The following is a 25,293-nucleotide window of genomic DNA, read 5'->3' as shown; positions in this document are numbered from 1 at the left end:
GCCTGGTCAGCCTGCCGACCGCGTCGAGCCTGGCCAGCCCGCCGAGTCGATGCCCCCCCCCCCCCCCCCCCCCGGCCCCCCCCCCCCCGCGCCGCGTTCACCCGTCGGTACGGCGGGGGCCGGGCCGGATCGGCGGGCCGGATGGTTGGGGCCGGATCAGCACGTCGCGGGTTTGACCCAGGAGCACTCGAGGTCGGCGACGGGATGGGCGGCGGCTCGCAGGGGTTGCGCCGCGTCCACGGGGGCCGACCGGCTGAACTGGGCCAGCCTGATCGCGATCTTGTCCTCCAGGTCCTTCACGGAGCTCGCCAGGTAGCCGTTGGACACGACGGAGAAGACCAGGGGCTCGCCGTCCGCGCCGGTCACGTAGCCGGACAGGGCGGACACCCCGGTCAGCGAGCCGGTCTTGGCGTGGACGTTCCCGGCCGCCGGAGTGCCCTGCATCCGGCTGCGCAGGGTGCCGCCGACCATCCGTTCGGCCTGCCCCGCCACGGGAAGGGCGTCGTACCACGTCTGGAACCACGGCTTGCCGCGGACGGCGGCGAGCAGCGCGGTGATGCCCGAGGGCGTCAGCGCGTCGACCCTGGACAGCCCGGATCCGTCGCGCAGCCGCAGCGTCTGCACCCCGTTGGCCTTGGCGAACGCCGTGGTCACCGCCAGGCCGGCCGCCCACGTGCCCGCGCCGGAGACCTTCCGCCCCATCGCCTTGGTGAGGATCTCGGCGTGCATGTTGTTGCTGAGCTTCAGGAACGGCACCAGCAGCTCGCGCAGCGGCATCGACTCGCGGGTGGCGATCGCGGCCGCCCCCTGCGGCGCCGCGCCGTGCACGGTCGCGCCGAGCACCCGGACCCCGTGGTTGGCCAGGCCCTTGCGGAACAGCGAGGCCGCGTAGAGCGCCGGGTCCCAGACGGTGACCCACTCGTCGTACGGCGCGGCCACGGTGCCGGTGACGAGGACGGTGTTGGTGCCGTGCTGCCGCTCGACGGTCACGTCGGTGGCGGCACCGGTCACGGCCTTGTTGTCGACCTTGATGTAGCCGGTCTCCGGAGTGGTGGAGATCTTCGCGGGCGCGCCGGGCGCGCTCCCCGGCGCGACCGACACGATCACCGATCCCGCGTCGTAGTCGGTGTCCGGGGAGGCGGTCAGCGCGGAGATCTGTCCCGCGTAGTAGTACGGCTCGTCGTCCCAGGCCCAGTCGGTGCCCAGCCGTACGGCGTCGAACCAGGTGTCGTCGGCGATCAGCCGTCCGGTGACGACCCGGACACCGGACTGGGCCACCTTCGCGGCGAGCGCGTCGTAGTCGGCGGCGAGCATGGTCGGGTCGCCGGTGCCCTTGAGGACGAGGTCGCCGGTGACCTGGCGGCCCGGCTTGGACGCGGTGAGGACCTCCGTCCTGAACCGGTAGTCGAGGCCGAGCGTGTCGATCGCGGCGGCGGAGGTGAGCAGCTTGGTGTTGGACGCCGGGGCGAACAGCTTGCCCGCGTCGAGGGTGTAGAGATCCTCACCCGTGGTCACGCTCTTCACGACGACTCCGGCGCGTGCGGGCGCGAGCCGGGAGTCGCCGAGGATCTGATCGATGTCGTGGGTCAGGTCGGTGACGCCCGGCGCCGGGTCGAGGGCTTCCGCCGGGCCGCCGGAGCCCGCGATCCCGGTGGCGAGGACGACGCCGGCCAGCATGATCGATGTTCGTCGTGACAATCGCACAGTCGGCTCCCGATGATTGGCTTTCCGCGATCGTCGGCACAACCCGCCTGATCATCAATACGGAAATATGCGTATCCGCCGGTGTTGTGCCGCAGGTATGCCCTCCACCGGTCAGGCGGCGGCCGACACCATGAAAGCGCAGTCACCGAAGGAGATCTCGTCGCCCGTCCGCACCCTCGCGGGCCCGACCAGCCGCCAGCCGTTGAGCCGGGTTCCGTTCATCGAGCCGAGGTCGACCAGCAGCCAGTCGTCCTCTTCGCGGAGCAGCTCGGCGTGGACCCGGGAGACCGTGAGGTCCGCCAGGACCAGGTCGCAGGAGGAGCCCCGGCCCACGACGTAGCGGACGCGGCCGTCCGTGGGCAGGGCCAGCCGTGGGAGGCGGGGGCGCCGCCAGGCGGACTCGATCCGGTGGGAGAGGTCCGACACCGAGGAGACGGCCTCGGTGATGCGCCTGCGCCAGCGCCCTCGGTGGGGCAGATCCGCGATCAGCTCGTCGAGCTCGCTCCGGCTCCGCGCGCGCAGCGCCATGTCGACGCGTCCGACGAAGGTGTCCATGGACAGCCGCCCCTCGGCGGCCCGGTCGCGGAGCTCGCTGAGCGCGCGGTCGCGGTCCCCGTCCGAGGCGCGTACCGGGGGTGAGCTCATGATTGGAGTATCCGACGCGCCCCCGCGAAGTGTCCAGAAGAGCGCCGCATTCCCTCCCAATCCACCTGTGTCTGGCGTACTCCCGCCCTTCCGTACGTGGTGCGGCAGGCGCGGGGCGCATCGGATGCTTCGCCGTACGTGATCACATCCAACCCCGCCGGCGCGAATCTGACAAGATCCGCTTTCTCCAATGTAGTGATCATTGTCATGTACGAAATGTGCATTTTCTGGCGCATGAACCGCCTCGCACACTTCTCGGGTCAGCAACGTCTACCTGAGGAGATCCGTTGGTCCGCTCTCCCCTCCGTGTCCGGTGGCTGCTCGCGGCCCTCGTCGTGGCGGCCGTCACGATGATCGACGCGACCCCGGCCTCCGCCGTCCCTCATCCCCCGCCCTCTGGGATGAGCACGCAGGGCTACTACGCCCTCAACGCGAGGTACAACGGCACCATCGGCAACACCCGCGGCTGGTCGATCACCTGGAAGGTGCCCGCGCTCAACAACGACAGCACCGCCTGGGGCGCCGTCGGCACGTGGTACTACGGCCTGGAGGCCGGCATCTACCACGGGCCCGGTTCGTGGTCGGTGTACTACTACGGCGACGAGAACGGCACCGTCGGGAACAACCCCCTGTGCGACACGAGCGGCTGGGGAGTCGGCGCCACCTGTAGCGGCGTCATGACGAACCTTCCGGCAGGAAAAGAGCTGGTCTTCACCTACGAGTGGTGCGACTCCAACCACTCGGCCAACGTGAACGGCACCCTGGTCTGCGTGTTCGTCGACCTGAAGGACGGCGTCGGCAAGCGGTTCCTGGGGGACGACCTCCGGGACACGGTGGAGATGTACTCCCACGACATCGAGGACTTCTCCGACTCCGGCCCGGCCTATCCGGTCCCGTCGATCAGTTGCACGCAGCCCACGATCATGAAGGCGCAGTCGGTGAAGTCCACCTCCGGCACCTGGACCACGATGACCGGCAGCCTGTGGAACTTCGAGGACACCAGCCCGATCTACAAGTTCCAGAACCAGAACCTGTCCGTGAACCCTGCCACCTGGCAGTCCTGCACGGGCTGATCTTGACCTGATCTGGCCGGCCTCCGCTCCCGGTCCCGGCGTCACGGGACCGGGAGCGGAGCCGGTGGCCCCGGCTAGTGCTTGCCGAAGTCCTGGGTCCAGTACGAGCCGCCGGCGGCGACGTAGCCCACGCCGATGTCGGTGTAGGCGCAGTTGAGGATGTTCTGGCGGTGCCCTGCGCTGTTCATCCATCCCTGCACGACATCGCTAGGCTTACTGAGGTCCTTCATGATGTTCTCCGCGGCCGCGGTGAAGGAGTAGCCGGCGGCCTTGATGCGCTGGTCGAACGTGCGGCCGTCCGCCGAATCGTGATCGAGCGTGTTCCTCGCGGACATGTCGGCCGAGTGGCCGTACGCAGCGGCGTGCAGCCGGGCGTCGTGCTTGAGCGGGCCGCAGCCGGCCTTGGCCCGCTCGGCGTTGGTCAGCTGGACGACCTCGTTCTCCAGGGCCGTGCCCACGGTGGAGGGTGCGGGTGCGCAGGTCAGCCGTACGGGCTTCGACTTCGACGTGTGGCCGCGGTAGTCGGTGATCGCGGTGTAGAAGACGCCGGCCGCGCAGCGCACGGACACCGTCACGCGGGCGTTCCTGACCACCTTGGAGCCGCTCTTCACGACGCGGTCGGGGCCGGTGCGGGACTTCAGGACGCGGACCCGGAACAGGGCCGTGTCGACGCAGCCGGCCCGGGAGCCGGCGGCGTGGATCTTCCCGTCCTGGGCGACGTACGGCTTCGTGGTGGCGACCCGGCAGCCGGTGTGCCCGCTTTCGGCCTGGGCGGGGCCGGCGGACACACCGATGGCCGCGACGCTCCCAAGGCACAGGGCCGCTCCGAGCACTCTGTTCACGATCTTCCTCCAGAGGGGTTAGACGCTGGACGGAAGTCGTCATTATGGTCGCCCTCGACCACAGTTGTCCGAAAAATCACTCTTATCCCTTAAAGATCTACCTTCTCTTCGGCCTCGTCTGCCTCAAATTCACCACTGGTCACCGGACACGTCGCCTCGCAGTCGCTTTCGCCCAGGACTCCGCGCGCGGCGTTCCGTACGGACGGAGCCACGCCCCGCCGCGCATCGGACAAGCCGCCGGGTCAGGCCTCGGGTGCCGTGGAGCCGGGCGCGGACGCGTTGGGAGCGTCCTGCGCCGCGCCGGGCGCCGCGCCGGGCGACGCGGCGGGGGAGGCGCTGGAGGAGACGGCGGCGGCCAGGCGCGTGGCGGTCAGGTCGTACTTCAGGGTCATGAGGACGCCGGCCAGCGTGATCAGCGCGGGCACGGCGGACAGGCCGACCACGACGGCCACATGGGCGCTCTCGGGCTGCGTCACGGGGTGGTCCGGATCGGACGACAGGAACCCGCCGAGGGCCAGCACCGCGCCGTAGATGGCGGCGCCCAGGGCGCTCACCGCGTTCTCGACCGCCGTCCACAGGCCGGTGAAGACGCCGCCGCGCCGCTTGCCGCTGACGATTCCGTCATAGGCGATGACGTCGGCGAGCATGGAGAACTGCAGGAGTTGCAGGCCCGCGTAGCCCACGCCGATCACCATCACGATCAGATGGGCGTACAACGACCCGAAGGCCGGCGCCGCCGCGATCAGCACCCCGCCGAAGGTGAACAGCCCGCCGGAAAGGACCATGGCGCCGCGCTTGTCGAGCCGCCGGGCCAGCCACACCCACAGCGGCATCGTGACGAGCATCGGGCCGACGAGGGCGGCGAACAGCGTGCTCGTCGCCCCCGGGTCGTGGAGCGTGTAGGCCGCGAAGTAGGGGGCGCCGGCGAGCATCACACCGACCGCGAGGTTCTGCGCCGAGCTGAGGCCGAGGAGCCACATGAAGGGCCTGCTCGAACGTGCCGCCGCGATCTGCGATCGCAGCGTTCCCTCGGTCTGCTGCTGGCCGGTGAAGGGTGCGCGGGCCGTCCCGAGGAAGGAGCCGATCATGGCGGCGAAGAGGATCACGCCGAACACGATCCCCATGAGGCGGTAGCCGTCCAGCGACTCGTCGGCGATGAGCGGTGCGACGACCCCGCTGAGCGCGACCGAGATGGCGATGAACACCATCCGCCACTGCAGCAGCGCGGTCCGCTCGTGGTAGTCGGTGGTCATCTCCGCGGGCATCGCCTTGTACGGCACCTCGTACAGCGCGAATCCGGTCGCGGCGATCAGGAAGGTCACGCCCACATAGACGGCCGCGGGCGTTCCCTTGAGCGGGAACCCGGCGAACATCAGGGCGAACGACACGGGAAGCACGGCGGCGCTGGCCAGCAGCCAGGGCCGGCGCGGCCCCCAGCGAGAGACCGTCCGGTCCGACCACCGCCCGACCAGCGGGTTGGCGATCAGGTCCCACGCCTTGGGCAGGAACAGCACGATTCCCGCGAGCACGGGAGGCACCGCCAGCAGGTTCGTCAGGTAGAACAACAGCAGCAGCCCAGGGATGGCCGCGAAGTTGGCCGCGCAGAACGAGCCGACTGCGTATCCGAGACGGACGCCGAGGGGCACCGCCGTGGGGGAGGGCGTCGCCGCAGTGGAAACCATGGCGACATTCAAGCCGAACAAGCGGCCGACCGGAATACTCGTGAGTAACGGATGAGCGGCGGACCCGTCCCCAGGACGTCCCTGGTTTTCCTCACCATTGGACGCCCCGGCTTCCGGCCGCGGCCGGAAGCCGGGGCGTCCCGCTCCTTGACGGAGCCGCTGGAGCGGGGACCGGAAACGACCGGCCGGCCTAGTCCCTGACGTCGGCGCACACGACGTGGGCACCGATCTCGATCATCCGTCGCTCGGTGTGCGCGTCTGTGAGGCGTGCCATGAGAACCGGCGCCTCGCTGGCCGCGAGTTGCGGCAGCCGGGCGCGGATCCTGCGGTGCAGGTCCTTGACGATGTCGTCGCCGACCGCCGTGTGGACCTTCACGTGCAGCATGATCCCCCACGCGCCCGAGACGGTCCGCGCCTCGGAGATCCACACGTGGTGCACGTGCGGGTAGTCGCGCAGCAGCTCGCCGATCGCCACCCGCAGGGCGGGCAGGATCGGGTGCGTGGTCCGGCGGTAGCCGGGGTCGACCACCTGCATGGCCCCCGACAGGTGCTGGCGTGGCGCGGGGATCCACTGCGGTGACATGGGCGCGGGCCCGGCGGGTGCGGGAACCGGCGCGGGCGCGGGGGCCGCCGCCTGCGCCCCGTGCGCCACCTGGGAGCGGGTCACCGTCGCCATCGCGCCCGTGGCGTACGCGGTGGGCACGGGGACGCCCAGGGCGGACAGCGCGGGCGTCGGGCCGGTGCGCGTCGCCTGGAGGTAGCGCCGGAGGTCGTCGATGGGCACCGCCGCCGCGGCGGGACCGGCGGCGTCGATCACGATGTCGCGCACGCCGGTGACGCGCTGGATGTCGAGCACTGTGTCGGCGTCGCACACCGACAACGAGTGGCTGCCCCGGTGCCGGGCGTACGTCGCCGGGCTCGTGTAGCCGAGCAGCACGCGTTCCCCGCCCTGAGTAGTGCCGAGCACCACCGAGCGGTCGGCTCTGACCGCCACCAGGATGCCCCACTCGGCGAGCGCCGCCAGCAGTTGCTGAGGGCTCCCGTGCCGCGCGAGAACGTCGCCCAGGGAGGGGTTCCCGATGCTCATAAGCTGAACGATAGGGACTGGACCATGGCGAATCAGGCTAATCGTGAAGATTAGGTGCGATCAATACCAAGAAAGCGGCAGTGTGGATGGGACCGGTCCAAGAGGGGTACACGTCCTTGCTTGGGCTCTTACGTGAGTGATGCTCATGTTTCTCGTCAGCCACAGAAGCCCCTGGACATGCCGTGCGCCACGGCTCGTGTCTCGGATGCCGGATCGCTCGTGAGGCCTTTCACAAGCCTCGATAGACTCGGGGACGTCCGTGCCGTCGCACTTTCCGAAGGACTCACCAGTGAGCAAGCCCGTCGTACTTGTCGCAGAAGAGCTCTCCGATGCGGGTCTCGCCGTGCTCGGCGCGGATTTCGAGGTCCGTCACACCGACGGCTCGGACCGGTCGCAGCTGCTGCCGGCCCTGGCTGACGTGGACGCGCTGATCGTCCGCAGCGCCACACAGGTCGACGCCGAGGCCGTCGCCGCCGCGCCGAAGCTGCGCGTCGTCGCGCGGGCCGGCGTGGGCCTCGACAACGTCGACGTCGAGGCCGCCACCAAGGCAGGCGTCATGGTCGTGAACGCGCCGACCTCCAACATCACCAGCGCCGCCGAGCACACGATCGCCCTGATCCTGGCCAGCGCGCGCAACGTCGCGCAGGGCCACGCCGCGCTCAAGGGCGGCGAGTGGAAGCGCTCCAAGTACACCGGCGTGGAGCTCGACGAGAAGGTCGTGGGCATTCTCGGCCTCGGCAAGATCGGCCAGCTCGTCGCGCAGCGCCTGCAGCCCTTCGGCGTCGAGCTCATCGCGTACGACCCCTACCTGCAGCCGGCCCGCGCCGCGCAGATGGGCGTACGGCTGGTCTCGCTGGAGGAGCTCCTCCAGCAGTCCGACTTCATCACGGTCCACCTGCCCAAGTCGAAGGAGACCGTCGGCCTCATCGGCGACCGCGAGCTTCACATGGTCAAGCCGACCGTCCGGGTCGTCAACGTCGCCCGCGGCGGCATCATCGACGAGAACGCGCTCCACTCCGCCCTCAAGGAGGGCCGGGTCGCCGGCGCCGGCATCGACGTGTTCGCCAAGGAGCCGTGCGTCGACAGCCCCCTGTTCGAGTTCGACCAGGTCGTGGTGACGCCGCACCTCGGGGCGTCCACGCACGAGGCGCAGGAGAAGGCCGGCACCCAGGTGGCGCGCAGCGTCAAGCTGGCGCTCGCCGGCGAGTTCGTCCCCGACGCCGTGAACGTCCAGGGCGGAGCGGTCGCCGAGGAGGTCAAGCCCGGCCTGCCGCTCACCGAGAAGCTCGGCCGGATCTTCACCGCTCTCGCCGGCGAGGTGGCGACCCGCCTCGACGTCGAGGTGCGCGGCGAGATCGCCTCCCAGGACGTCCGCGTGCTTGAGCTCGCCGCGCTCAAGGGCGTCTTCACCGACGTCGTCGAGGACGCGGTGACCTACGTCAACGCCCCGCTGCTCGCCAAGGACCGCGGCACCGTGGTCGAGCTGCTGACCAGCACCGAGAGCCCGGACTGGCGCAACCTCGTCACCGTGCGCGGCGTCCTCGCCGACGGCCGTACGGTGTCGGTCTCCGGCACGCTCTCCGGCCCCCGGCAGGTCATGAAGATCGTCGAGGTCAACGGCTACGCGATGGAGATCGAGCCGACCGAGCACCTGGCCTTCTTCACCTACACCGACCGCCCCGGCATCGTCGGCATCGTCGGCCGCCTGCTGGGCGAGCACCGCGTGAACATCGCGTCCATGCAGGTCTCCCGGGACGTCAAGGGCGGCAAGGCCCTGATCGCCCTCACCGTCGACTCGGCGATCCCGTCCGATGTGGTCGAGCAGATCGCCGTCGAGATCGGCGCCGACAGCGGCCGTACGGTCGACCTGGAGGACTGAGCCCGGGGCGGGACGCGGAGGTCGCGAGCCGAACGAGAGAGGGTGTCCCGAGGGGTCGTCACGACCCCGCCGGGGCACCCTCTTCCCATGTCCGGCGTCTCGGCATCTGAGATACTAGGTCGTCCTACGAGATTCTGCGGTACTGTGGCCGTAATGACGCGCCAGGAATCCGTACTCATGACCTACCGTCGCGGGGCCCAACCGGGACACTGACCGGGACATCGACCGGGACATCGACCGGGGCAGGTGGGGCCCGTCGCGGCGCCGCCGCCGGCACCGGCTTCGCCCAGAGGACGCGCGATCCGCGTCCGGGACCGGAGCCGCATGGCAGTGATCCACGCGGGTGATCCATGCGAGTGATCGACGCGGCGGGAATCCGCTCTCAGCATCCCTCTGTCCGGAATGAGATCCGCCATGTACGAGATGTATCCCTGGAACGCCCTCGAGGACGCCGAGGACGAGGCGGCCACCGCCCTTCAGACGGCGCTGGACCGCCGCGACAACGGGGGCGCGCCGCAGGGCTGACCGGCCCTCGGCGCGCGGGAGGGGGCGCCGCGCCCGCGGCGCCCGTACGACCGAATGGTGAGATGGGTGCTCGGCTGTCGAGACACCCGGTAAGGTACCCGCATGGAGTCGAGCACAATCCGCCTGGCGGTAATCCCCGGTGACGGGATCGGCACGGAGGTCGTCGCCGAGGGCCTGAAGGTCCTCCACGCGGTGGGCGTCAAGGCCGACACGACCGAATACGACCTCGGCGCGCGGCGCTACCACGCGACCGGTGAGACCCTTCCGGACGCGGTGCTCGACGAGCTGCGCGGCTACGACGCCATCCTGCTCGGCGCGGTCGGCGACCCCAGCGTCCCGCCGGGCGTCCTGGAGCGCGACCTGCTGCTGAAGCTGCGCTTCCGGCTCGACCACTACGTGAACCTCCGCCCGGTCAAGCTGTTCCCCGGCGTCGCCACCCCGCTCGCCGGAGTACGCCCCGAGGACATCGACATGATCGTCGTGCGCGAGGGCACCGAGGGCCCGTACGCCGGGGCCGGCGGCGTGATGCGCCGCGGCACCGACCAGGAGATCGCGACACAGGAGTCGCTGAACACCGCCTACGGCGTCGAGCGCGTCGTCCGCTACGCGTTCGAGAAGGCGCTGGCCCGGCCTCGCCGCAAGCTCACCCTCGTCCACAAGACCAACGTCCTCACCTACGCCGGCGACCTCTGGGCCCGCACGGTCGACCGGCTCAGCGTGGAGTTCGCCGACGTCGAGACCGACTACTGCCACGTCGACGCGGCCTCGATGTTCTTCGTCAGCCAGCCGGCGCGGTTCGACGTGATCGTCACGGACAACCTGTTCGGCGACATCCTCACCGACATCGGCGCGGCCATCGCGGGCGGCATCGGCCTGGCGGCCAGTGGCAACGTCAACCCCGACCGCACCGCTCCGTCGATGTTCGAGCCCGTGCACGGCAGCGCCCCCGACATCGCCGGCCAGGGGAAGGCCGACCCCACGGCCACGATCCTGTCCGTCGCCATGCTCCTCGACCACCTGGGGCACGCCGACGCGGCGGACCGCGTCGAGCAGGCCGTGGCCGACGACCTCGTCGAGCGCCAGGGCGGCTGGACGGCCCGTTCCACCCGTGAGATCGGCGACGACATCGCTGCTCGAGTAGCCGGCTGATCCCGGCCGCTCATCCCAACTACGCGCATGGCGGCCCGGTTAGGGCCGCCATGCGCTTTTTCATACCTTCCCGATGCCCTAGGTTTCCGTTAGCCGACTCGTCGCACAATGACTATGACGACGTAGAGAGAAGGACCCGCATGACCACCCACCTCAGCTTCGACGTGCAGCTCAACCAGAAGGCCCGCAGCGCGGCCGAGCGTGAGCGGGTACTGGCCAGCCCGGGCTTCGGGCAGATATTCACCGATCACATGATCTCGATCGACTGGGCCGAGGGACGGGGCTGGCACGACGCCCGGCTGGAGCCGTACGGCCCCCTGGTGCTCGATCCGGCCACGGCCGTCTTCCACTACGCCCAGGAGCTGTTCGAGGGCCTCAAGGCGTACCGGCAGGTCAACGGCTCGATCGTGACCTTCCGCCCGTACGCCAACGCGGCCAGGTTCAACGCGTCGGCCCTGCGGATGGCGATGCCGGAGCTGCCGCAGGAGACGTTCGTCGAGTCGCTGGAGCTGCTCGTGCAAAGCGACCGCGACTGGGTGCCGACCACCGAGGGGCACAGCCTCTACCTGCGCCCCTTCATGATCGCCACGCAGGCCGGTCTCGGCGTCAACCACCCGTCGAGCAGCTACCGCTACATGGTGATCGCCTCGCCCGCCGCGTCGTACTTCACGGGCGGGGTGAAGCCGGTCAAGGTGTGGCTGTCCACCGAGTACACCCGCGCCGCGCCCGGCGGCACCGGCTTCGCCAAGTGCGGCGGCAACTACGCGGCGGCGTTCGTGGCGCAGCGCCAGGCGGTGGAGGAGGGGTGCGACCAGGTCGTCTGGCTCGACGCCTTCGAGCACCGCTGGGTCGAGGAGATGGGCGGGATGAACCTGTTCTTCGTCTTCGGCGACCGCCTCGTCACGCCCGCGCTGACCGGGACGCTCCTGCCCGGCATCACCCGTGACTCGATCCTCAGCATGGCCGGTGAGCTCGGCCTGAAGGTGGAGGAAGGCAAGATCTCCATCGACGACTGGCAGGCGGGCTGCGAGTCCGGCGAGCTGACCGAGGTCTTCGCCTGCGGCACGGCCGCCGTGGTCACCCCCGTGGGCTCGGTCAAGGGGGTCGGCCGCGACTGGACCGTCGGCGACGGCAGCCCCGGCCCGGTCACCCAGAAGATTCGCGAGGAGCTCGTGGGCATCCAGTACGGCACCCGCCCCGACACCCGCGACTGGATCCACAAGATCTGCTGAGGCCGTCTTCGCCGTACGCCAGGAGGGAGATCACCCTCCTGGCCTGCGGCTCAGCCCTCGATCAGCGTGCCGGTTCTCCGGATCCCACATCCGGGGCTCGGCGGGGACGATGAGAAGGTCCGGCTTGTGCCGGTCCATCTGCGTGCCGAGAAAGAGCTTGAGGTCCCACAAGGGTGACCAGCCTTGCTCTGTGGCGAAAGTGAGGATCTGCCGCAGCAGGTGGAGGATCACCCGTGCGTGGTCGATCGTGGGCAACTCCCTCACCACGATCCGGCCGTTGATGATCTCGACCCTGCGGTCAGGCCACTGGTCGTTGACCTCTTGGTAACGCTTGGCAGCCGATCAGGGCGTAAAGCTTCCAAACCGCTTCAGCTCCAGCCAGGTCCATCTCAGGCACTCACTGAGAAAGTGCCACACCCGGTTGGTTCGAGGGGATTGACAGCCCTCAGGCCAGGCCCCCGTCGGCGGGCCTCCAATGGGTGGCCTGGATCCGGAAAGCGTCAAGGATGCGCATACCGGAGTTGGCGCGCCGCCAGCGGTAGCCGCTCTTGCGGATGACGAGGCCACCGCGGTATTTGTTCTCCAGGTAGGTCAGGACATCGAGGTGGCCGGCCTGGTCCCATACCAGCGCTCGGGGGGTTTCGCCGACCGGGACCTTGATGGCGGATCCAGCGGATGCGCCGGTAGCCAGATTCCAGAACCGGATGTAGGTAGGCCTGCTGAACTGCGCATCGACGTAGGCGACGATGGACCCGCCCATGCGCAGCGCACCGACCTGCGTGCCGCGATATACCACGGTCCAGGTCTCCGTGGAGAACACCTCGGTGATGCCGGGGTCGCGGCTGACGAGATTGGGATCGGTCGCGCGATGGAAGAGCACATACTTGTTGTCGGGACTGAAAGACAGCTTTCCGTAGTATCCAGAAGGAAGCGTGTGGGTCTGCCCGGTAATGGTGTTCACGACCTGGTACGGCTGGCCGCATACGACCAGGAAGCGGCCTCCAGGGGAAAGCTTGCAGAGTCCGCCCTCGCGCGAGAATCTTCCAGGTACGGCACGGACCTTACCGGTGCTGAGGTCACGGACGACTAAGGCGCCGTCGGACTTGCGGTAGTAGGCCACCTGGCTTCCATGTGGCGTGAGAATGGGCCAAGAAAGTGGGTCGGTGAACATCGCGTCCGTCAGGCGAATCAGCCGGCCGCCTCGCAGTCGCAGCCGCCAGGGGCCGATGGGGTCTTCATCGGGATGCGTTCCTACCGGGGAGCTATCCACGACGTAGCGGGCGAAGACCTTCTTCGTGGTGGCCGCGTCCGCTGCTGCCGGCGTCGGTCGCACTTGTGTGATCATCAGTACCGCGACCGTGGTGGAGGCGACGACCCATCGCAAACCCGGCACCATCGCGAGCCCCCTTGATCGACCTGTGGTATGCCCCGATTATCACGGGAACCGCACGCGACAACCAGCCACTCAACCTGGATCGGGGCCTTGCGGATCGAGGCCTTGCGGATCAGGGTGAGGCCGTCGGCGAAGGGGAGGAGGACCGAGGTCACCCGGTCGTCGCCGGCCACCAGGTCGTTGATCGCCCGCGTTCCCGGCACGTTGCCGCTCGCCGAAGGGGCGACGATCTCGCCGTGCTGGAGGGTGTCGTCCACCGCGATGAGCCCACCTGGAACCAGCCGTCCACGAGCGGTTCACCATCACATGTCTCGTAATATGAGATCGCCGTGCCGAATGGTGAGGACGTGTGGCAGACTCGCAGGCATCATGCGCAACGGTCTGCTCATTATCAGTAGGCGCGCCGGTTAAGGGACACCGCCGGCGCGCAGACCTCTCACGTCCGTGAGGGGTCTTTTTGTTTGGGCTGACAGCGCACGGCGACGGACATCCGCGAAGGGACAGACAGATGGCCGACGACGGCTTCCACGTGTACGACACGACGCTCCGTGACGGCGCCCAGCAGGAGGGGCTCAACCTCACGGTGGCCGACAAGCTGGCCATCGCTCGTCACCTGGACGGCCTCGGCGTGGGCTTCATCGAGGGCGGATGGCCCGGCGCCAACCCCAAGGACACCGAATTCTTCCGGCGGGCTCAAACAGAGCTCGACCTGGAGCACGCGCAGCTCGCCGCGTTCGGCGCGACCCGCCGAGCCGGTGTGAAAGCCGCCGACGACCCGTTGGTGGCAGCCCTGCGCGAGTCCGGCGCACCGATCGTGACCCTTGTCGCCAAGAGTCACGACCGGCACGTTGAGCTGGCCCTCCGTACGACCCTGGAGGAGAACCTCGCGATGATCCGCGACACGGTCTCCCACCTCCGTACGGAGGGCCGGCGCGTCTTCCTCGACGCCGAGCACTTCTTCGACGGCTACCGATCCAACCGGGCCTACGCCCTGGAGGTCCTCCGTACCGCGGCCGAGGCCGGAGCGTCGGTGATCGCGCTGTGCGACACTAACGGCGGCATGCTCCCCGACGAGCTGGCCGAGGTCGTCCACGACGCGGTCGGCACCGGGGCCCGGATCGGCATCCACTGCCACGACGACACCGGCTGCGCCGTCGCCAACACCCTCGCCGCCGTCAAGGCCGGCGCCACGCACGTGCAGGGCTGCGCCAACGGGTACGGCGAGCGGTCCGGCAACGCCAACCTGTTCACCGTGGTCGCCAACCTCCAGCTCAAGCGGGGGTTCGACCTCGTGCCGCCCCGGGCGCTGGGGGACATGACGCGCATCGCGCACGCGATCACCGAGGTCACCAACGTCACCCCCAACTCCCACCAGCCGTACGTCGGGATGTCGGCCTTCGCGCACAAGGCCGGCCTCCACGCGTCCGCGATCAAGGTGGACCCGAACCTCTACCAGCACATCGACCCCGCCCAGGTCGGCAACGACATGCGGATGCTGGTCTCCGACATGGCCGGACGGGCCTCGGTGGAGCTCAAGGGCCGCGAGCTGGGCTACCAGCTCACCGGCGACCAGTCGCGGGAGCTCGTCGACCGGGTGAAGGAGCTGGAGGCCAAGGGCCACACCTTCGAGGCCGCCGACGCCTCGTTCGAGCTCCTGCTGCGCGACACCGTGCGAGGCGAGCGGACGCGCTACTTCACCGTCGAGTCGTGGCGGGTCATCGTCGAACGGCGCCCCGCCGGGGACATCGTCAGCGAAGCCACGGTCAAGCTCCACGCCAAGGGCGAGCGGATCATCGCCACCGGGGAGGGCAACGGCCCCGTCAACGCGCTCGACAAGGCCGTACGGCTCGCGCTGGAGAGGCTCTACCCCGAGCTCGCCGCGGTCGAGCTGATCGACTTCAAGGTCCGCATCCTCGAAGGCGCCCACGGCACGGACGCCGTCACCCGCGTGCTGATCACCACCAGCGACGCGACCGGCGAATGGGCCACGGTCGGCGTGGACGAGAACATCATCGAGGCCTCCTGGCAGGCCCTGGAGCAGGCCGTCACCTACGGCCTCCTCCGCGCCGGGCACAGCGTTTAACCGCGCTCGCTCCGCTCGCCCGGTCTCGGGACGCCCTTGAGGCCGTGAGGCCGCGCCGAAGGCGCGAAGGTAGGCGGCCACCGCTCCGGCCGGTTCGCTCGCGCGCTTTCCTCATGTCGCGCTGGAGAGGCGACGGAACCGACTTTGACCTGCGCAAGTCTGGATTTGTCAGCATTAGTGTTTGTTGCTGCTGTGACTTATGGGACAATAGTTGCCTAGGCGGACGGGCTTTGAGCCTGTGGCTCACGATGTGGGCCATGGCTCGGCCTCGTCGTCTCATGCTTCTGGCCTCGACGGAGGGTGACGGCAGATCCACACCACCTTCACTCGCCCCGTACTCTCCGCCGCCCTGGGCGGGTTCCTCGCCCGAAACGGCCGCGCGCTGAGTGCCGGAGAACGTCCTTTCGTATGACCGGCGTCATGACCGAGCCGAGTTCGGAAAATCATCGAACGTTGTCAACCGGCTCGCCCGACGCCCGTCCTGTCATGGAGGTTTTGTGACCACCTCGCCCTCTTACTACGACCAGATCGGCGGCGCCCCGGCTGTCCGCGACGCCGTCGAGCGCTTCTACGTGCTCGTGCTCGACGACGCCGACCTGCGGCCGTATTTCGCCGGTGTCGACATGCCGAGGCTGAAGCGGCACATGGTCGTGCTGCTGTGCTCCGTCCTGGGCGGCCCGGAGCCCTACGAGGGGCGCGACCTCGCCGAGGCGCACAGCGGCATGGGCATCACGTCCGAGCACTACGCGAAGGTCGGTGAGATCCTCGTCTCCGTCCTTCAGGAGGCCGGTGTGGGCGACGAGATCGTGCAGCACGTCGTGCTGGTCTTGAGGAAGGTGGAGTCGTCCATCGTGGCGGAGCCCGTCGAGACGGCCGGCTAAGTGGACGCGCAAGCTCTGAAGGACAGCTGGCACCTCGTCGCCCGATCGGGTGATCAGGTGCCGCTGTTCTTCTACTCGGCCCTGTTCCTCACCGCCCCGGAGACACGGGACCTGTTCCCGGTGTCGATGGCGCGCCAGCGCGACCGGCTCGTCGGCGCGCTCGGGCAGATCGTCAGCAACGTCGACCGGGTGGAGGAGCTGGTCCCGTTCCTGCAGCAGCTCGGTCGCGACCACCGCAAGTTCGCCGTCGTCGCGGAGCACTACCCCGCGGTCGGCAGGGCACTGCTCGCCACCCTCGAACATTTCCTGGCCGAAGGGTGGACGCCCGCCCTCGCCCAGGACTGGACGCAGGCGTACGGCCTGGTCGCCCAGGTCATGTCGGACGCCGCGGCCGACGCGTCGGCGACCACTCCGCCCTGGTGGGAGGGGGAGATCATCAGCCATGAGCCCCGGGCCCTCGGCATCGCCGTGATCCGGGCGCGGCTGAACTACCAGTACCCTTACCGGCCCGGCCAGTCGGCCTCGATCTCGTTCGCCCTGCGACCGCGGATCTGGCGCTACTACTCCTTCGCCAACGCGCCGCGCGAAGACAACACGATCGACCTTCACGTACGCCTCGTAGACGGCGGCATGCTCAGCTCGGCGCTGGTGCACGGCGCGCGTCACGGCGACGTCCTGCGGGTGGGAGCGCCGGTGGGCGACCGGCTGACGCTCTCCGAGGAGCGGCCCGGCGACCTGCTGTTGATCGCCGGCGGCACGGGCCTCGCCCCCCTCAAGGCGCTGGTCGAACAGGTGATGCACGAGGGCCCGCTGCGCAAGGTGGACCTCGTCGTCGGCGCCCGTACCTCCCGGGAACTGTACGATCTCGAGGCGCTGGCCAAGATGGACGCCGAGCACCCGTGGCTGACCCTCACGCCGGTCGTCTCCCACGACCCTCTCTACCGGGGCGTCCGGAGCCACGCGGTGGACGCGGCGCTCCCGGCCTGGCGCGGCCAGGACGTCTTCGTGTGCGGGTCGGAGGAGATGGTGCAGAGCACCGTCGCACGGCTGCTGGACGCCGGCGTGCCACCGGAGCGGATCCACTTCGACGAGTTCACGAGCGACAGGGGTCGGGAGTCATGACGGCAGAGATGGCCTGGGGAGATCGCCCACTGAGCGGCCGGCAGCCACTTACCCCGGATCGGGTGCGCAAGCAGGAGTTCTCGCGGACCAAGCTCGGGCACCGCGGCTACAGCGAGGACGAGGTGCGCACGTTCCTGTACCGCGTGGCGGAGGACATCGCGGCCGGCGACAGGGAGAAGGCCGACTTGCGGGCCTCCGTCGACCGCATGAGGCAGTGGTACAAGGCGCACGGCGTCAACGTGGACGGCATGGCCGGCCTGCAGACAGGGCTCAGCGTCGATGCGATCAACCTCCTGTCACGGGCGCAGCAGGCGGCCGACGCCCAGATCGCGGAGGCGGAGGACTACGCGCGCCGGCTCGTAGGGGAGGCCCGCCAGCAGTACGAGCAGATTCTCCAGGAGGCGCAGCGGCAGGCCGAGGAGGCCGCAGACCAGGCCGTCGGCGCCTACCGTTCGGGTTCTGGCGTGCAGAGCGCCGACGCGGAGGAGCTGGAACGGCGGATCGCCTACCTGCGGACGTTCGCGCAGGTGACCCAGGTGCAGTTGCGCGCCGTGCTCGAAGGGCTGGCCCAGGAGGTCGACAAGCTCGGCCACCTGCCGGATCAGGGCCGGCAGGTCGTCAACGGCTCCTCGCCGGTCCATCGCTAGCCGCGATTCCAGGCGTCACCGCGGCACACCGCACTCATGGGGGCCGCGGACGACGACCGGCCGCCGAGGGCTACGACAGGTTCCCGCCGCTCGCACGCAGCGTAACGGGGCCGTCGGGGGTGTGGACGATCACCGTACGACCCGAGCAGGTGACGGCGGGGCTGTCCGTCCCGGGCACCACGATCGTCAGCAGCGACTTCGCCACGGGTGAGATGACGGCCGAGGCGGGCACCTTGCGCATGTACGCGGGTGACACCCACCCCTGGTAGGGGCTCGTCTGCCCGCGGACGACCCGCTGGCCCTTGATCGGCTTGCAGGCGGGCATCGTGAGCTGCACGAGCGACGCCCGCCAGGAGCCGTCGGCCACCACGACCGTGCCCTTCGCCGACGACACGACCTTCAGGGACGGGTCGAGGTGCCACAGGTTGCGCAGCGCGGCGCCGCCGGTGTCGAGCACGGCCATCACGTCCTGGTGGTGGTTCACCAGCACCGCGCGGGTCCGGCGGACGCCGTACGCCCGGTCGGTCAGCGTGAACGACTGCCGCTCCTTGCCGACGGACCTGCGCACCAGCGAGGTCGGGGTGTGGCCGCGGAACCTGGCGCCCACGACGACCGGCACGTTGTGCGCCTCGGGGGTCATCGTCCACTTCCGGTACGGCGTGCCCTCGTAGGAGTGGAACCCGGCCTCCGTGAGGATCGGGCGCCCCTGGGCGTAGTAGGTGACGCCCAGATGGTCCTCGTGCCCGTGGAACTTGAGCCCCGGGCCGAACCTGATCGAGTAGTACGCCGACTGGGGGTCCCCCCAGGTCGTGCGGCCGAAGACGTACCCCGCCCTGAAGATCTGCACGGTCGCGTCGGCGTGCGCGAAACCGGCGGGCTGGACGTCGGCGGGGCCGTCGCCGATGGGCACGAGGTATCCGTTCGGCTGGGTGGCGGCGCTGATGTGCTCGGGCAGGTGCTCCCAGCGGGCGGCCAGGTCCGCGGGCACCTTCAGCCCGCAGTCGTGGATCGTGTCGATCGCGACCCGCAGCCGGTCGTGGACGTAGATGGCGTAGCGGGGGGCCTGTTCCCTCAGCGCGCCTTCGGAGTCGATGTCCGTCCGCATCGAGCTCGTCATGCGCCGCAGGGCGAGGCTCTTCCACGTGCCGTTGCCGTAGCGGCAGCCGATCCGCAGCAGGCCGATGTCCTGGTCGAGCCCGTGGTTGTGGCCGGCCTCGTAATGCTTGGGGTCGGACAGCAGCTTGGCGTGCAGCGCGAGGCTGTCCTTCAGCCACCCGGCCGTGACGTACCTGCTCAGGCAGACGAGAGCGGGGGCGCGCAGGGCGATGGGATGCTCCGACCAGGCGTACTTGGCGGTGTGGCGCCCCCCGGGCGGGTTGTCGGCCACCCAGTCCTTGGCGATCTCGGTCGCCCTGCTGAGGTACTCCTGCCGGCCCGTCGACTCGTAGTCCGCCACCAGACGGCCCATCCAGCGCAGCGACTGGAACACCATCTGCCAGGACCTGTTCTTGTACGGATCCGTCCGCCAGTCGACGTCCTTGCCGACGGTCACCGTGGGGAGGTCGAGGAACGACAGCTTGCCGTTCATGATGTCGGGGGACGTGGGGGTGGCGGGCAGCCAGTCGCCCTGGCATTCGGCGGTCCGTTGCGGCTGCTGCGTGCCGGCCCGCGCGGTCCCGTCCCGCGCGGTCCCGGCCCGCGCGGGAGCGGCGAGGAGACCGGCCAGCAGGAGGACGGCGAACACGCCGATGACTGGAGAGCGGCTGCGCACGCAGTTCCTTCCGACCGATCAAGACAGGGGATGGGGAGGATGCTGGCCGAATCCCACTCATATCGTCAAGTCACGGCAGTAACAGGGCATGCGTTCCGAAAGGTACCTGTGCAGAACGTGGCGCGGCAGGGCGCAGTATCGGTGCCGGCGACGAGCTTCGCCACGTCCCGGCTGTCCCGCACGACATCGGCCTGACGGCGGCGCGGACCGCCGCCGACCCGTTCGACGCTCCTGTCGTGGAGTGAGGCTCAGCCCTGCTTGGGGGACGCGCTCTGGACGACCTCGAACGACCAGAGCTCGGAGTCGGTGGCGGCGGGCCCGCCGTGCCCATGGCCGTGCCCCTGGCCCTGTGCGTGCGGGTGGCCCTCGCCCCCCGCGTGGCCGTGCGCCTCACCCTGGCGGCCCGACTCGGCGGCGGCCCGCGCGTGCCCCGCCTGGAACGCCATGCTCTGCTGCCAGCGCTGGAAGTCCTCCTCGCTCCGCCAGCGGGTGTAGACGAGGTAGCGCTCGGTGCCCTCCACGGGCCGGAGGAGCTCGAACCACTCGAACCCGTCGGACGACTCGACCATCCCGGCCCGGTTCGCGAACCGCTTCTCCAGCTCCTCCCGCATCCCCGCGGGCACCGTCAGCACGTTGATCTTCACGACCGAAGGCACATGGACTCCCGTACGACTCGATTCCCCACGTGATCCGAGACCAGCCACGGACACGACCTACGGACACCACCTTACGAGGCGGCCCCGCCCGGTACGCGGGAGGCGGGTCCGCGGTTCGTCCACAGGACGGCCACGCCGAACATGACCATCCGGCAGTCGGCACTAGGCTCGTGACGTGCGTATCGCGAGGTTCTCCACGGGCGACGGGGTCGCGTTCGGAGTGGTGGAAGAGGGCGAGCAGGTCATCGCCAGGATCGCCGGCCACCCGTTCGGCGGCGTGGAGCTGACCGGCGAGCGGTATCCGCTGGCCGAGGTCCGCGTCGTCGCCCCCATGCTGCCCAGCAAGGTCATCGGCATCGGCAAGAACTACGCCGACCACGCCCGCGAGATGGGCGGGGAGCCTCCGGCCGAGCCGGTGGTGTTCCTCAAGCCCAACACCTCGGTGATCGGGCCGGGGGAGCCCGTCATGCACCCGGAGAAACTGTCGAGCCGCGTCGACTTCGAGGGTGAGCTGGCCGTGGTCATCGGGCGGCTGTGCCGGGAGGTGCCCGCCGAGCGCGCGTACGACGTGGTCTTCGGCTACACCTGCGCCAACGACGTCACGGCCCGGGATCTCCAGGCCAAGGACGGGCAGTGGGCCAGGGCCAAGGGCTTCGACACGTTCTGCCCGCTCGGCCCCTGGATCGAGACCTCCCTCGACCCGGCCGACCTCGCGATCACCACCACGTTGAACGGCGAGCTCAGGCAGACCGCGCGGACCTCACTGCTGCTGCACCACATCCCCGCGCTCATCGAGTACGTGAGCGCGGCGATGACGCTGCTGCCGGGCGACGTCATCCTCACCGGCACTCCCGCCGGAGTCGGGCCGATGGACGTGGGCGACGAGGTCAGCGTCTCCATCGAAGGAATCGGAACTCTCACTAACCGGGTGATCTCACGTGACTAGGGTGCGCTTCGCGCCGTCGCCGACCGGCATGTTCCACGTCGGCGGCGCCCGCTCGGCACTGTTCAACTGGGCCGTCGCCGAGCAGACCGGTGGCACGTTCGTCCTGCGCATCGAGGACACCGACGCCGCGCGCAACCGGCCGGAGTGGACCGAGGGGATCATCTCGGCCCTCGCCTGGATCGGCATCAACGGCGACTCGCCGCACTTCGAGGGGCCCTACTTCCAGTCGGCGTACGAGGAGCAGCACCGCGAGGCGGCGGCCAAGCTCCTCAAGGACGGCAAGGCCTACCACTGCACCTGCACGCGCGACGACGTGAAGGCCAGGACCGGCTCCGAGCACCAGGGCTACGACGGCCACTGCCGCGATCTCGGCCTCACCGAGGGCGCCGTGCGGTTCCGCACCCCCGACGAGGGCGTGACCGTGGTGGACGACAAGGTCCGCGGCCGGGTCGAGTTCCCCAATGCCGCGATGGAGGACTTCGTCATCGTCCGCGGCGACGGCTCCCCGCTGTTCATCCTCGCCAACGTGGTCGACGACATCGAGATGCGGATCACCGACGTCCTCAGGGCCGAGGAGCACCTGTCGAACACGCCCAAGCAGCAGCTGCTGTGGGAGGCGCTCGGCGCGGAGCCCCCTGTCTGGGCGCACGTGCCGGTCATCGTGAACGAGAAGCGGCAGAAGCTGTCCAAGCGGCGTGACAAGGTGGCCCTGGAGTCCTACCGCGAGGAGGGCTACCTCGCGGAGGCCATGGTCAACTACCTGATGCTGCTCGGCTGGGGCCCCGGCGACGACCGCGAGATCATGCCGTGGTCGCAGATGGTGCCGCTGTTCCGCCTGGAGGACGTCAACCAGGCTCCGGCGTTCTTCGACGAGAAGAAGCTGCGGGCGTTCAACGGCGAATACATCCGCGCGCTGCCGCCCGCCGTCTTCATCGCCCGCTGCGACCCGTGGCTCGACCCCTCGTGGGACCGGGACGTCTTCGCCCGGGTGGCCGGGCTGGCCCAGACCCGGGTCGCCGTGCTGTCGGAGATCACGGCCAACGTCGACTTCCTCTTCCTGGAGGAGCCGGCCGTCGACCCCGCGGCGTGGGACAAGGCGATGAAGCCGGGCGCCGCCGAGATCCTCTCCGGCTACGCCGAGCGCCTGGAGTCGGTCAGCTGGGACCCGGACTCGCTGAAGGAGGCGCTGGAAGAGGTCGGCGCCGCCCACGGGCTGAAGCTCGGCAAGGCCCAGGCCCCCGTACGGGTGGCGATCACCGGCAGGACGGTCGGCCTGCCGCTGTTCGAGTCCATCGAGGTCCTCGGCCGTGAGCGATCACTTGATCGGATCCGTACGGCTCTCGCCCGGCTCTCCTGACACCTGCGGGTGACGGTCTTCGGCCGTCACCCGCAGACGCGGCGCTGAAAAGGGGCTTTACAGCAGGCCGCGGCGGGTGAGCAGAGGGCCGATCTCCGGGTCCCGGCCGCGGAACCGGCGGAAGGCCGTCATCGCGTCGACGCTGCCGCCCCTGGACAGCAGCTCCCGGCGGAACCGGTCGCCGTTCTCCCGGCGCAGGCCGCCGTTCTCGGTGAACCACTCCACCGTGTCCGCGTCGAGGACCTCGCTCCAGATGTAGGAGTAGTACCCGGCGCTGTACCCGCCCGCCCAGATGTGGGCGAAGTAGGTGCTCCGGTAGCGCGGCGGCACAGCCGGAAGGTCCACGCCCGCGTCTTTGAGCGCCCGCGCCTCGAACTCCTCGGCGCCGCCGCCCGTGTACGCCGTGTGCCAGGCCCAGTCGAGCAGCGTGGCGGACAGGTACTCCACGGTCGCGAACCCCTGGTTGAACTTCTGGGTCTCCAGCATCCGGTCGACGAGCTCCTGAGGCATGGGCTCGCCCGTCTCGTGGTGACGGGCGTAGTTGGCCAGGATCTCCGGATGGGTGGCCCACATCTCGTTCACCTGCGAGGGATACTCCACGAAGTCACGCGGCACCGACGTGCCGGAGAAACGCGGGTAGCGCACGTCGGAGAACAGGCCGTGCAGGGCATGGCCGAACTCGTGGAACATCGTGTTGACCTCGTCGAACGTCATGAGCGTCGGCTCGCCCTTGACGATGTTGAGGTTGTTGACCACGACCGGCCCGGTGCCCTCCAGGGCCGACTGCCTGACCAGGCTGTTCATCCAGGCGCCGCCCCGCTTGGAGGCCCGGGCGTGGAAGTCGCCGAGGAACAGGCCGATCGGCGACCCGTCCTCCTCGGCCACCTCGAAGACCCGCGCCTCCGGGTGGTAGCCGTGCAGGTCGGGCCGCTCGGTGAAGGTGATCCCGTACAGCCGGTTGGCGGCGTGGAAGACGCCCTTCTCCAGCACGGAGTTCAGCTCGAAGTACGGCCGCATGCGGGCGCTGTCGATGTCGTAGCGCTCCTTGCGCACCTTCTCGGCGTAGAACGACCAGTCCCACGGCTGTACGGCATGGCCGGCGAGCTCTTCCAGGTCCGCCTGCTCCTTGCGGGCGTTCGCCACCGCCGGAGGCACCAGCCGCTCCAGCATCGCGGTGACCGCCGCCGTGGTCCCCGCGGTCTGGTCGGCCAGGACGTACTCCGCGTGGTTGCCGTAGCCCAGCAGGGTGGCGTGCTCCTGGCGGAGGGCCGCCATCTCCGTGATCAGCTCGGCGTTGTCCGCGCCCCGGCCGACAGAGGCGGCATGGATCCGCTCCCGCAGTGACCGGTCGGTCAGCTCGGCGAGGGCCGGCTGACCCGTCGGCAGCACCAGGGTGATGAGGTATCCGCCGTCCAGCCCGCGCTGTCTGGCCGTCTCGGCGAGCCCGGCGATCGCGTCCTGCGACAGGCCGTCGAGCTCCGCGGAGTCGTGCACGAGGACGGCCCGGTTGTTGGTGTCGGCCAGCAGGTTCTGCTGGAACGTCGTGGACAGCGTGGACAGCCGCTCGTTGAGCCACCGCAGGCGTTCCTGCTTCTGCGGCCCCAGCCGGGCGCCCGCGCGGGTGAAGTCGGTCAGATAGCGCTCCAGCAGCCACCGCTGCTCGTCCCCGGACGGCTCGACCGCCTGGATGCGGGCGAACAGCGCCGCGTTCAGGTGCACGGCGTCGGCGTGCTTGGCCAGCTTGGGCACGACGTCCTTCTGGATCTCCTGGATGCCCGGCGTGGTGTCCGAGGACGCCTGGTTGAAGAAGACCGCGGAGACCCGCTCCAGCAGCCGTCCTGACCGTTCCAGAGCTTCGATGGTGTTCTCGAACGTCGGCGGCTCCGGGTTGTCCGCGATCGCCTCCACCTCGGCCAGGTGCTCGGCCATGCCCTGTTCGAACGCCGGCGCGTAGTGCTCCTCCCGGATCTCCTGGAAGGGGGGCAGGCGGTAGGGCAGCGTGCTGGGGGTGAGGAAAGGGTTCGCGGCCGGGGTCATCTCTGGCGGCTCCTCGCGTCGTGCGATGGGTGGGCTGGCGCTTGCCCAGCCTGGCACACGAGGGACGGCTCGGGGATCGCCCGGGGGCTCGCCGGGAATCGTTTTGGTAGTGGGTCCCAAGCTGGGCTATCCTTTCGGAGTCGCAAGCGGGGCCCTGGGTCTCGTGAGCAGATGGGGTATGGGGTAATTGGCAGCCCGGCTGATTCTGGTTCAGCTAGTCTAGGTTCGAGTCCTGGTACCCCAGCTGGATCCCCCCAGTTCAGGGATTCTGCTGGAAGAACAACAGCGCAGTGCATGGTCCCGTCGTCTAGTGGCCTAGGACGCCGCCCTCTCAAGGCGGTAACGGCGGTTCGAATCCGCTCGGGACTACCACACTGCACCTGGCTCCGTCGTCTAGTGGCCTAGGACGCCGCCCTCTCAAGGCGGTAGCGCCGGTTCGAATCCGGTCGGGGCTACATCCCATAGAAACCCTCGGCATCCACCTGCCGGGGGTTTCGCCGTTACGGGACGCCGCGCCCTGTTCACGGCCCGCTGCGCGGGCGCGAATCCGGTCGGGGCTACATCCCATAGAAACCCTCGGCA

At 69.5% G+C, this 25,293-nt stretch carries 20 protein-coding genes, 3 tRNA genes and 1 pseudogene; 13 read left to right on the top strand and 11 right to left on the bottom strand.

Annotated features, from left to right (window positions below):
- Positions 1–156 precede the first annotated feature (156 nt).
- Complete coding sequence (gene dacB, locus AB0B72_RS36745) at positions 157–1,704, bottom strand: D-alanyl-D-alanine carboxypeptidase/D-alanyl-D-alanine-endopeptidase (protein ID WP_367744144.1); 1,548 nt, start codon at positions 1,702–1,704, stop codon at positions 157–159.
- A 111-nt stretch (positions 1,705–1,815) separates the two neighbouring features.
- On the bottom strand, positions 1,816–2,349 hold the full coding sequence (locus AB0B72_RS36740) for an FHA domain-containing protein (RefSeq protein ID WP_367744143.1): 534 nt from the start codon (positions 2,347–2,349) through the stop codon (positions 1,816–1,818).
- Between the two features lie 287 nt (positions 2,350–2,636).
- Between AB0B72_RS36740 and AB0B72_RS36735 the strand changes: the two genes are divergently transcribed.
- The gene (locus AB0B72_RS36735) at positions 2,637–3,422 is read left to right on the top strand and encodes a hypothetical protein (protein WP_367744142.1); all 786 of its coding nucleotides are present in this window, start codon (positions 2,637–2,639) and stop codon (positions 3,420–3,422) included.
- A gap of 74 nt (positions 3,423–3,496) precedes the next feature.
- On the opposite strand, the gene AB0B72_RS36730 is transcribed toward AB0B72_RS36735, so the two are convergent.
- The 3 genes from AB0B72_RS36730 to AB0B72_RS36720 form a co-directional block, all read right to left on the bottom strand.
- Positions 3,497–4,264 (bottom strand): CAP domain-containing protein, encoded by a 768-nt coding sequence (locus AB0B72_RS36730; protein ID WP_367744141.1) that lies wholly within the window; start codon positions 4,262–4,264, stop codon positions 3,497–3,499.
- Positions 4,265–4,506: 242 nt separating this feature from the next.
- Positions 4,507–5,946: an MFS transporter gene (locus AB0B72_RS36725; protein ID WP_367744140.1), complete on the bottom strand. Its 1,440-nt coding sequence runs from the start codon at positions 5,944–5,946 to the stop codon at positions 4,507–4,509.
- Between the two features lie 190 nt (positions 5,947–6,136).
- On the bottom strand, positions 6,137–7,033 hold the full coding sequence (locus tag AB0B72_RS36720) for a hypothetical protein (protein WP_367744139.1): 897 nt from the start codon (positions 7,031–7,033) through the stop codon (positions 6,137–6,139).
- Between the two features lie 289 nt (positions 7,034–7,322).
- Between AB0B72_RS36720 and serA the strand changes: the two genes are divergently transcribed.
- The 3 genes from serA to AB0B72_RS36705 all read left to right on the top strand — a co-directional run bounded on the left by serA (position 7,323) and on the right by AB0B72_RS36705 (position 11,818).
- Positions 7,323–8,912, top strand: a complete 1,590-nt coding sequence (serA, locus tag AB0B72_RS36715) for a phosphoglycerate dehydrogenase (RefSeq protein WP_367744137.1) — start codon at positions 7,323–7,325, stop codon at positions 8,910–8,912.
- Positions 8,913–9,539: 627 nt separating this feature from the next.
- Positions 9,540–10,586 (top strand): 3-isopropylmalate dehydrogenase, encoded by a 1,047-nt coding sequence (locus tag AB0B72_RS36710; protein WP_367744136.1) that lies wholly within the window; start codon positions 9,540–9,542, stop codon positions 10,584–10,586.
- 140 nt (positions 10,587–10,726) lie between these two features.
- Positions 10,727–11,818, top strand: a complete 1,092-nt coding sequence (locus tag AB0B72_RS36705; protein ID WP_367744134.1) for a branched-chain amino acid aminotransferase — start codon at positions 10,727–10,729, stop codon at positions 11,816–11,818.
- 30 nt (positions 11,819–11,848) lie between these two features.
- On the opposite strand, the pseudogene AB0B72_RS36700 reads toward AB0B72_RS36705, so the two are convergent.
- The 3 genes and pseudogenes from AB0B72_RS36700 to AB0B72_RS36690 all read right to left on the bottom strand — a co-directional run.
- A pseudogene (locus tag AB0B72_RS36700) lies at positions 11,849–12,115 on the bottom strand (hypothetical protein); the annotation flags it as partial.
- 148 nt (positions 12,116–12,263) lie between these two features.
- Positions 12,264–13,214, bottom strand: a complete 951-nt coding sequence (locus AB0B72_RS36695; protein WP_367744132.1) for a TolB family protein — start codon at positions 13,212–13,214, stop codon at positions 12,264–12,266.
- Entirely contained in the window at positions 13,163–13,474 is a 312-nt protein-coding gene (locus AB0B72_RS36690; protein WP_367744146.1) for a hypothetical protein, read from the bottom strand. Before AB0B72_RS36690 ends, AB0B72_RS36695 begins: the two co-directional genes overlap by 52 nt.
- 245 nt (positions 13,475–13,719) lie before the next feature.
- Between AB0B72_RS36690 and cimA the strand changes: the two genes are divergently transcribed.
- The 4 genes from cimA to AB0B72_RS36670 all read left to right on the top strand — a co-directional run bounded on the left by cimA (position 13,720) and on the right by AB0B72_RS36670 (position 17,944).
- Positions 13,720–15,294, top strand: a complete 1,575-nt coding sequence (gene cimA, locus AB0B72_RS36685; RefSeq protein ID WP_367744130.1) for a citramalate synthase — start codon at positions 13,720–13,722, stop codon at positions 15,292–15,294.
- A gap of 497 nt (positions 15,295–15,791) precedes the next feature.
- A complete protein-coding gene (locus AB0B72_RS36680; RefSeq protein ID WP_367744129.1) occupies positions 15,792–16,175 on the top strand; it encodes a group 1 truncated hemoglobin in 384 nt (127 codons plus the stop codon).
- Complete coding sequence (locus AB0B72_RS36675; protein WP_367744127.1) at positions 16,176–17,297, top strand: globin domain-containing protein; 1,122 nt, start codon at positions 16,176–16,178, stop codon at positions 17,295–17,297. It begins immediately after the preceding gene.
- Complete coding sequence (locus tag AB0B72_RS36670; RefSeq protein WP_367744126.1) at positions 17,294–17,944, top strand: DivIVA domain-containing protein; 651 nt, start codon at positions 17,294–17,296, stop codon at positions 17,942–17,944. Before AB0B72_RS36675 ends, AB0B72_RS36670 begins: the two co-directional genes overlap by 4 nt.
- Before the next feature lie 70 nt (positions 17,945–18,014).
- Here the strand turns inward: AB0B72_RS36670 and AB0B72_RS36665 are convergent, their stop codons facing one another.
- Together AB0B72_RS36665 and AB0B72_RS36660 are read right to left on the bottom strand one after the other, a co-directional pair.
- Complete coding sequence (locus tag AB0B72_RS36665) at positions 18,015–19,715, bottom strand: heparinase II/III family protein (protein WP_367744124.1); 1,701 nt, start codon at positions 19,713–19,715, stop codon at positions 18,015–18,017.
- 248 nt (positions 19,716–19,963) lie between these two features.
- Positions 19,964–20,371 carry an antibiotic biosynthesis monooxygenase gene (locus AB0B72_RS36660; RefSeq protein ID WP_367744123.1) on the bottom strand — a complete coding sequence of 136 codons (408 nt, stop codon included), beginning with the start codon at positions 20,369–20,371 and terminating at the stop codon, positions 19,964–19,966.
- A gap of 175 nt (positions 20,372–20,546) precedes the next feature.
- Between AB0B72_RS36660 and AB0B72_RS36655 the strand changes: the two genes are divergently transcribed.
- On the top strand, positions 20,547–21,317 hold the full coding sequence (locus tag AB0B72_RS36655) for a fumarylacetoacetate hydrolase family protein (RefSeq protein WP_367744121.1): 771 nt from the start codon (positions 20,547–20,549) through the stop codon (positions 21,315–21,317).
- A complete protein-coding gene (gene gltX / locus AB0B72_RS36650) occupies positions 21,310–22,674 on the top strand; it encodes a glutamate--tRNA ligase (RefSeq protein WP_367744119.1) in 1,365 nt (454 codons plus the stop codon). Before AB0B72_RS36655 ends, gltX begins: the two co-directional genes overlap by 8 nt.
- A gap of 57 nt (positions 22,675–22,731) precedes the next feature.
- Here the strand turns inward: gltX and AB0B72_RS36645 are convergent, their stop codons facing one another.
- Entirely contained in the window at positions 22,732–24,711 is a 1,980-nt protein-coding gene (locus AB0B72_RS36645) for a M3 family metallopeptidase (RefSeq protein WP_367744117.1), read from the bottom strand.
- A 172-nt stretch (positions 24,712–24,883) separates the two neighbouring features.
- On the opposite strand from AB0B72_RS36645, the gene AB0B72_RS36640 reads away from it, so the two are divergent.
- The 3 genes from AB0B72_RS36640 to AB0B72_RS36630 all read left to right on the top strand — a co-directional run bounded on the left by AB0B72_RS36640 (position 24,884) and on the right by AB0B72_RS36630 (position 25,166).
- A tRNA-Gln gene (locus AB0B72_RS36640) sits at positions 24,884–24,955 on the top strand.
- 52 nt (positions 24,956–25,007) lie between these two features.
- Positions 25,008–25,083, top strand: a tRNA-Glu gene (locus AB0B72_RS36635).
- A 10-nt stretch (positions 25,084–25,093) separates the two neighbouring features.
- A tRNA-Glu gene (locus AB0B72_RS36630) sits at positions 25,094–25,166 on the top strand.
- Positions 25,167–25,293 lie beyond the last annotated feature (127 nt).

The sequence above is a fragment of the Microbispora sp. NPDC049125 genome (genome assembly GCF_040802045.1).
Classification (GTDB): Bacteria; Actinomycetota; Actinomycetes; order Streptosporangiales; family Streptosporangiaceae; genus Microbispora.
This window is presented reverse-complemented; position numbering and strand designations above follow the sequence as displayed.

Coding starts and splice junctions, on each gene's coding strand:
- AB0B72_RS36725 (WP_367744140.1), bottom strand. CDS start 5,946: ATGGTTTCCACTGCGGCGACGCCCTCCCCCACGGCGGTGCCCCTCGGC.
- cimA (WP_367744130.1), top strand. CDS start 13,720: ATGGCCGACGACGGCTTCCACGTGTACGACACGACGCTCCGTGACGGC.
- AB0B72_RS36705 (WP_367744134.1), top strand. CDS start 10,727: ATGACCACCCACCTCAGCTTCGACGTGCAGCTCAACCAGAAGGCCCGC.
- AB0B72_RS36695 (WP_367744132.1), bottom strand. CDS start 13,214: ATGGTGCCGGGTTTGCGATGGGTCGTCGCCTCCACCACGGTCGCGGTA.
- AB0B72_RS36670 (WP_367744126.1), top strand. CDS start 17,294: ATGACGGCAGAGATGGCCTGGGGAGATCGCCCACTGAGCGGCCGGCAG.
- AB0B72_RS36710 (WP_367744136.1), top strand. CDS start 9,540: ATGGAGTCGAGCACAATCCGCCTGGCGGTAATCCCCGGTGACGGGATC.
- AB0B72_RS36645 (WP_367744117.1), bottom strand. CDS start 24,711: ATGACCCCGGCCGCGAACCCTTTCCTCACCCCCAGCACGCTGCCCTAC.
- AB0B72_RS36740 (WP_367744143.1), bottom strand. CDS start 2,349: ATGAGCTCACCCCCGGTACGCGCCTCGGACGGGGACCGCGACCGCGCG.
- AB0B72_RS36720 (WP_367744139.1), bottom strand. CDS start 7,033: ATGAGCATCGGGAACCCCTCCCTGGGCGACGTTCTCGCGCGGCACGGG.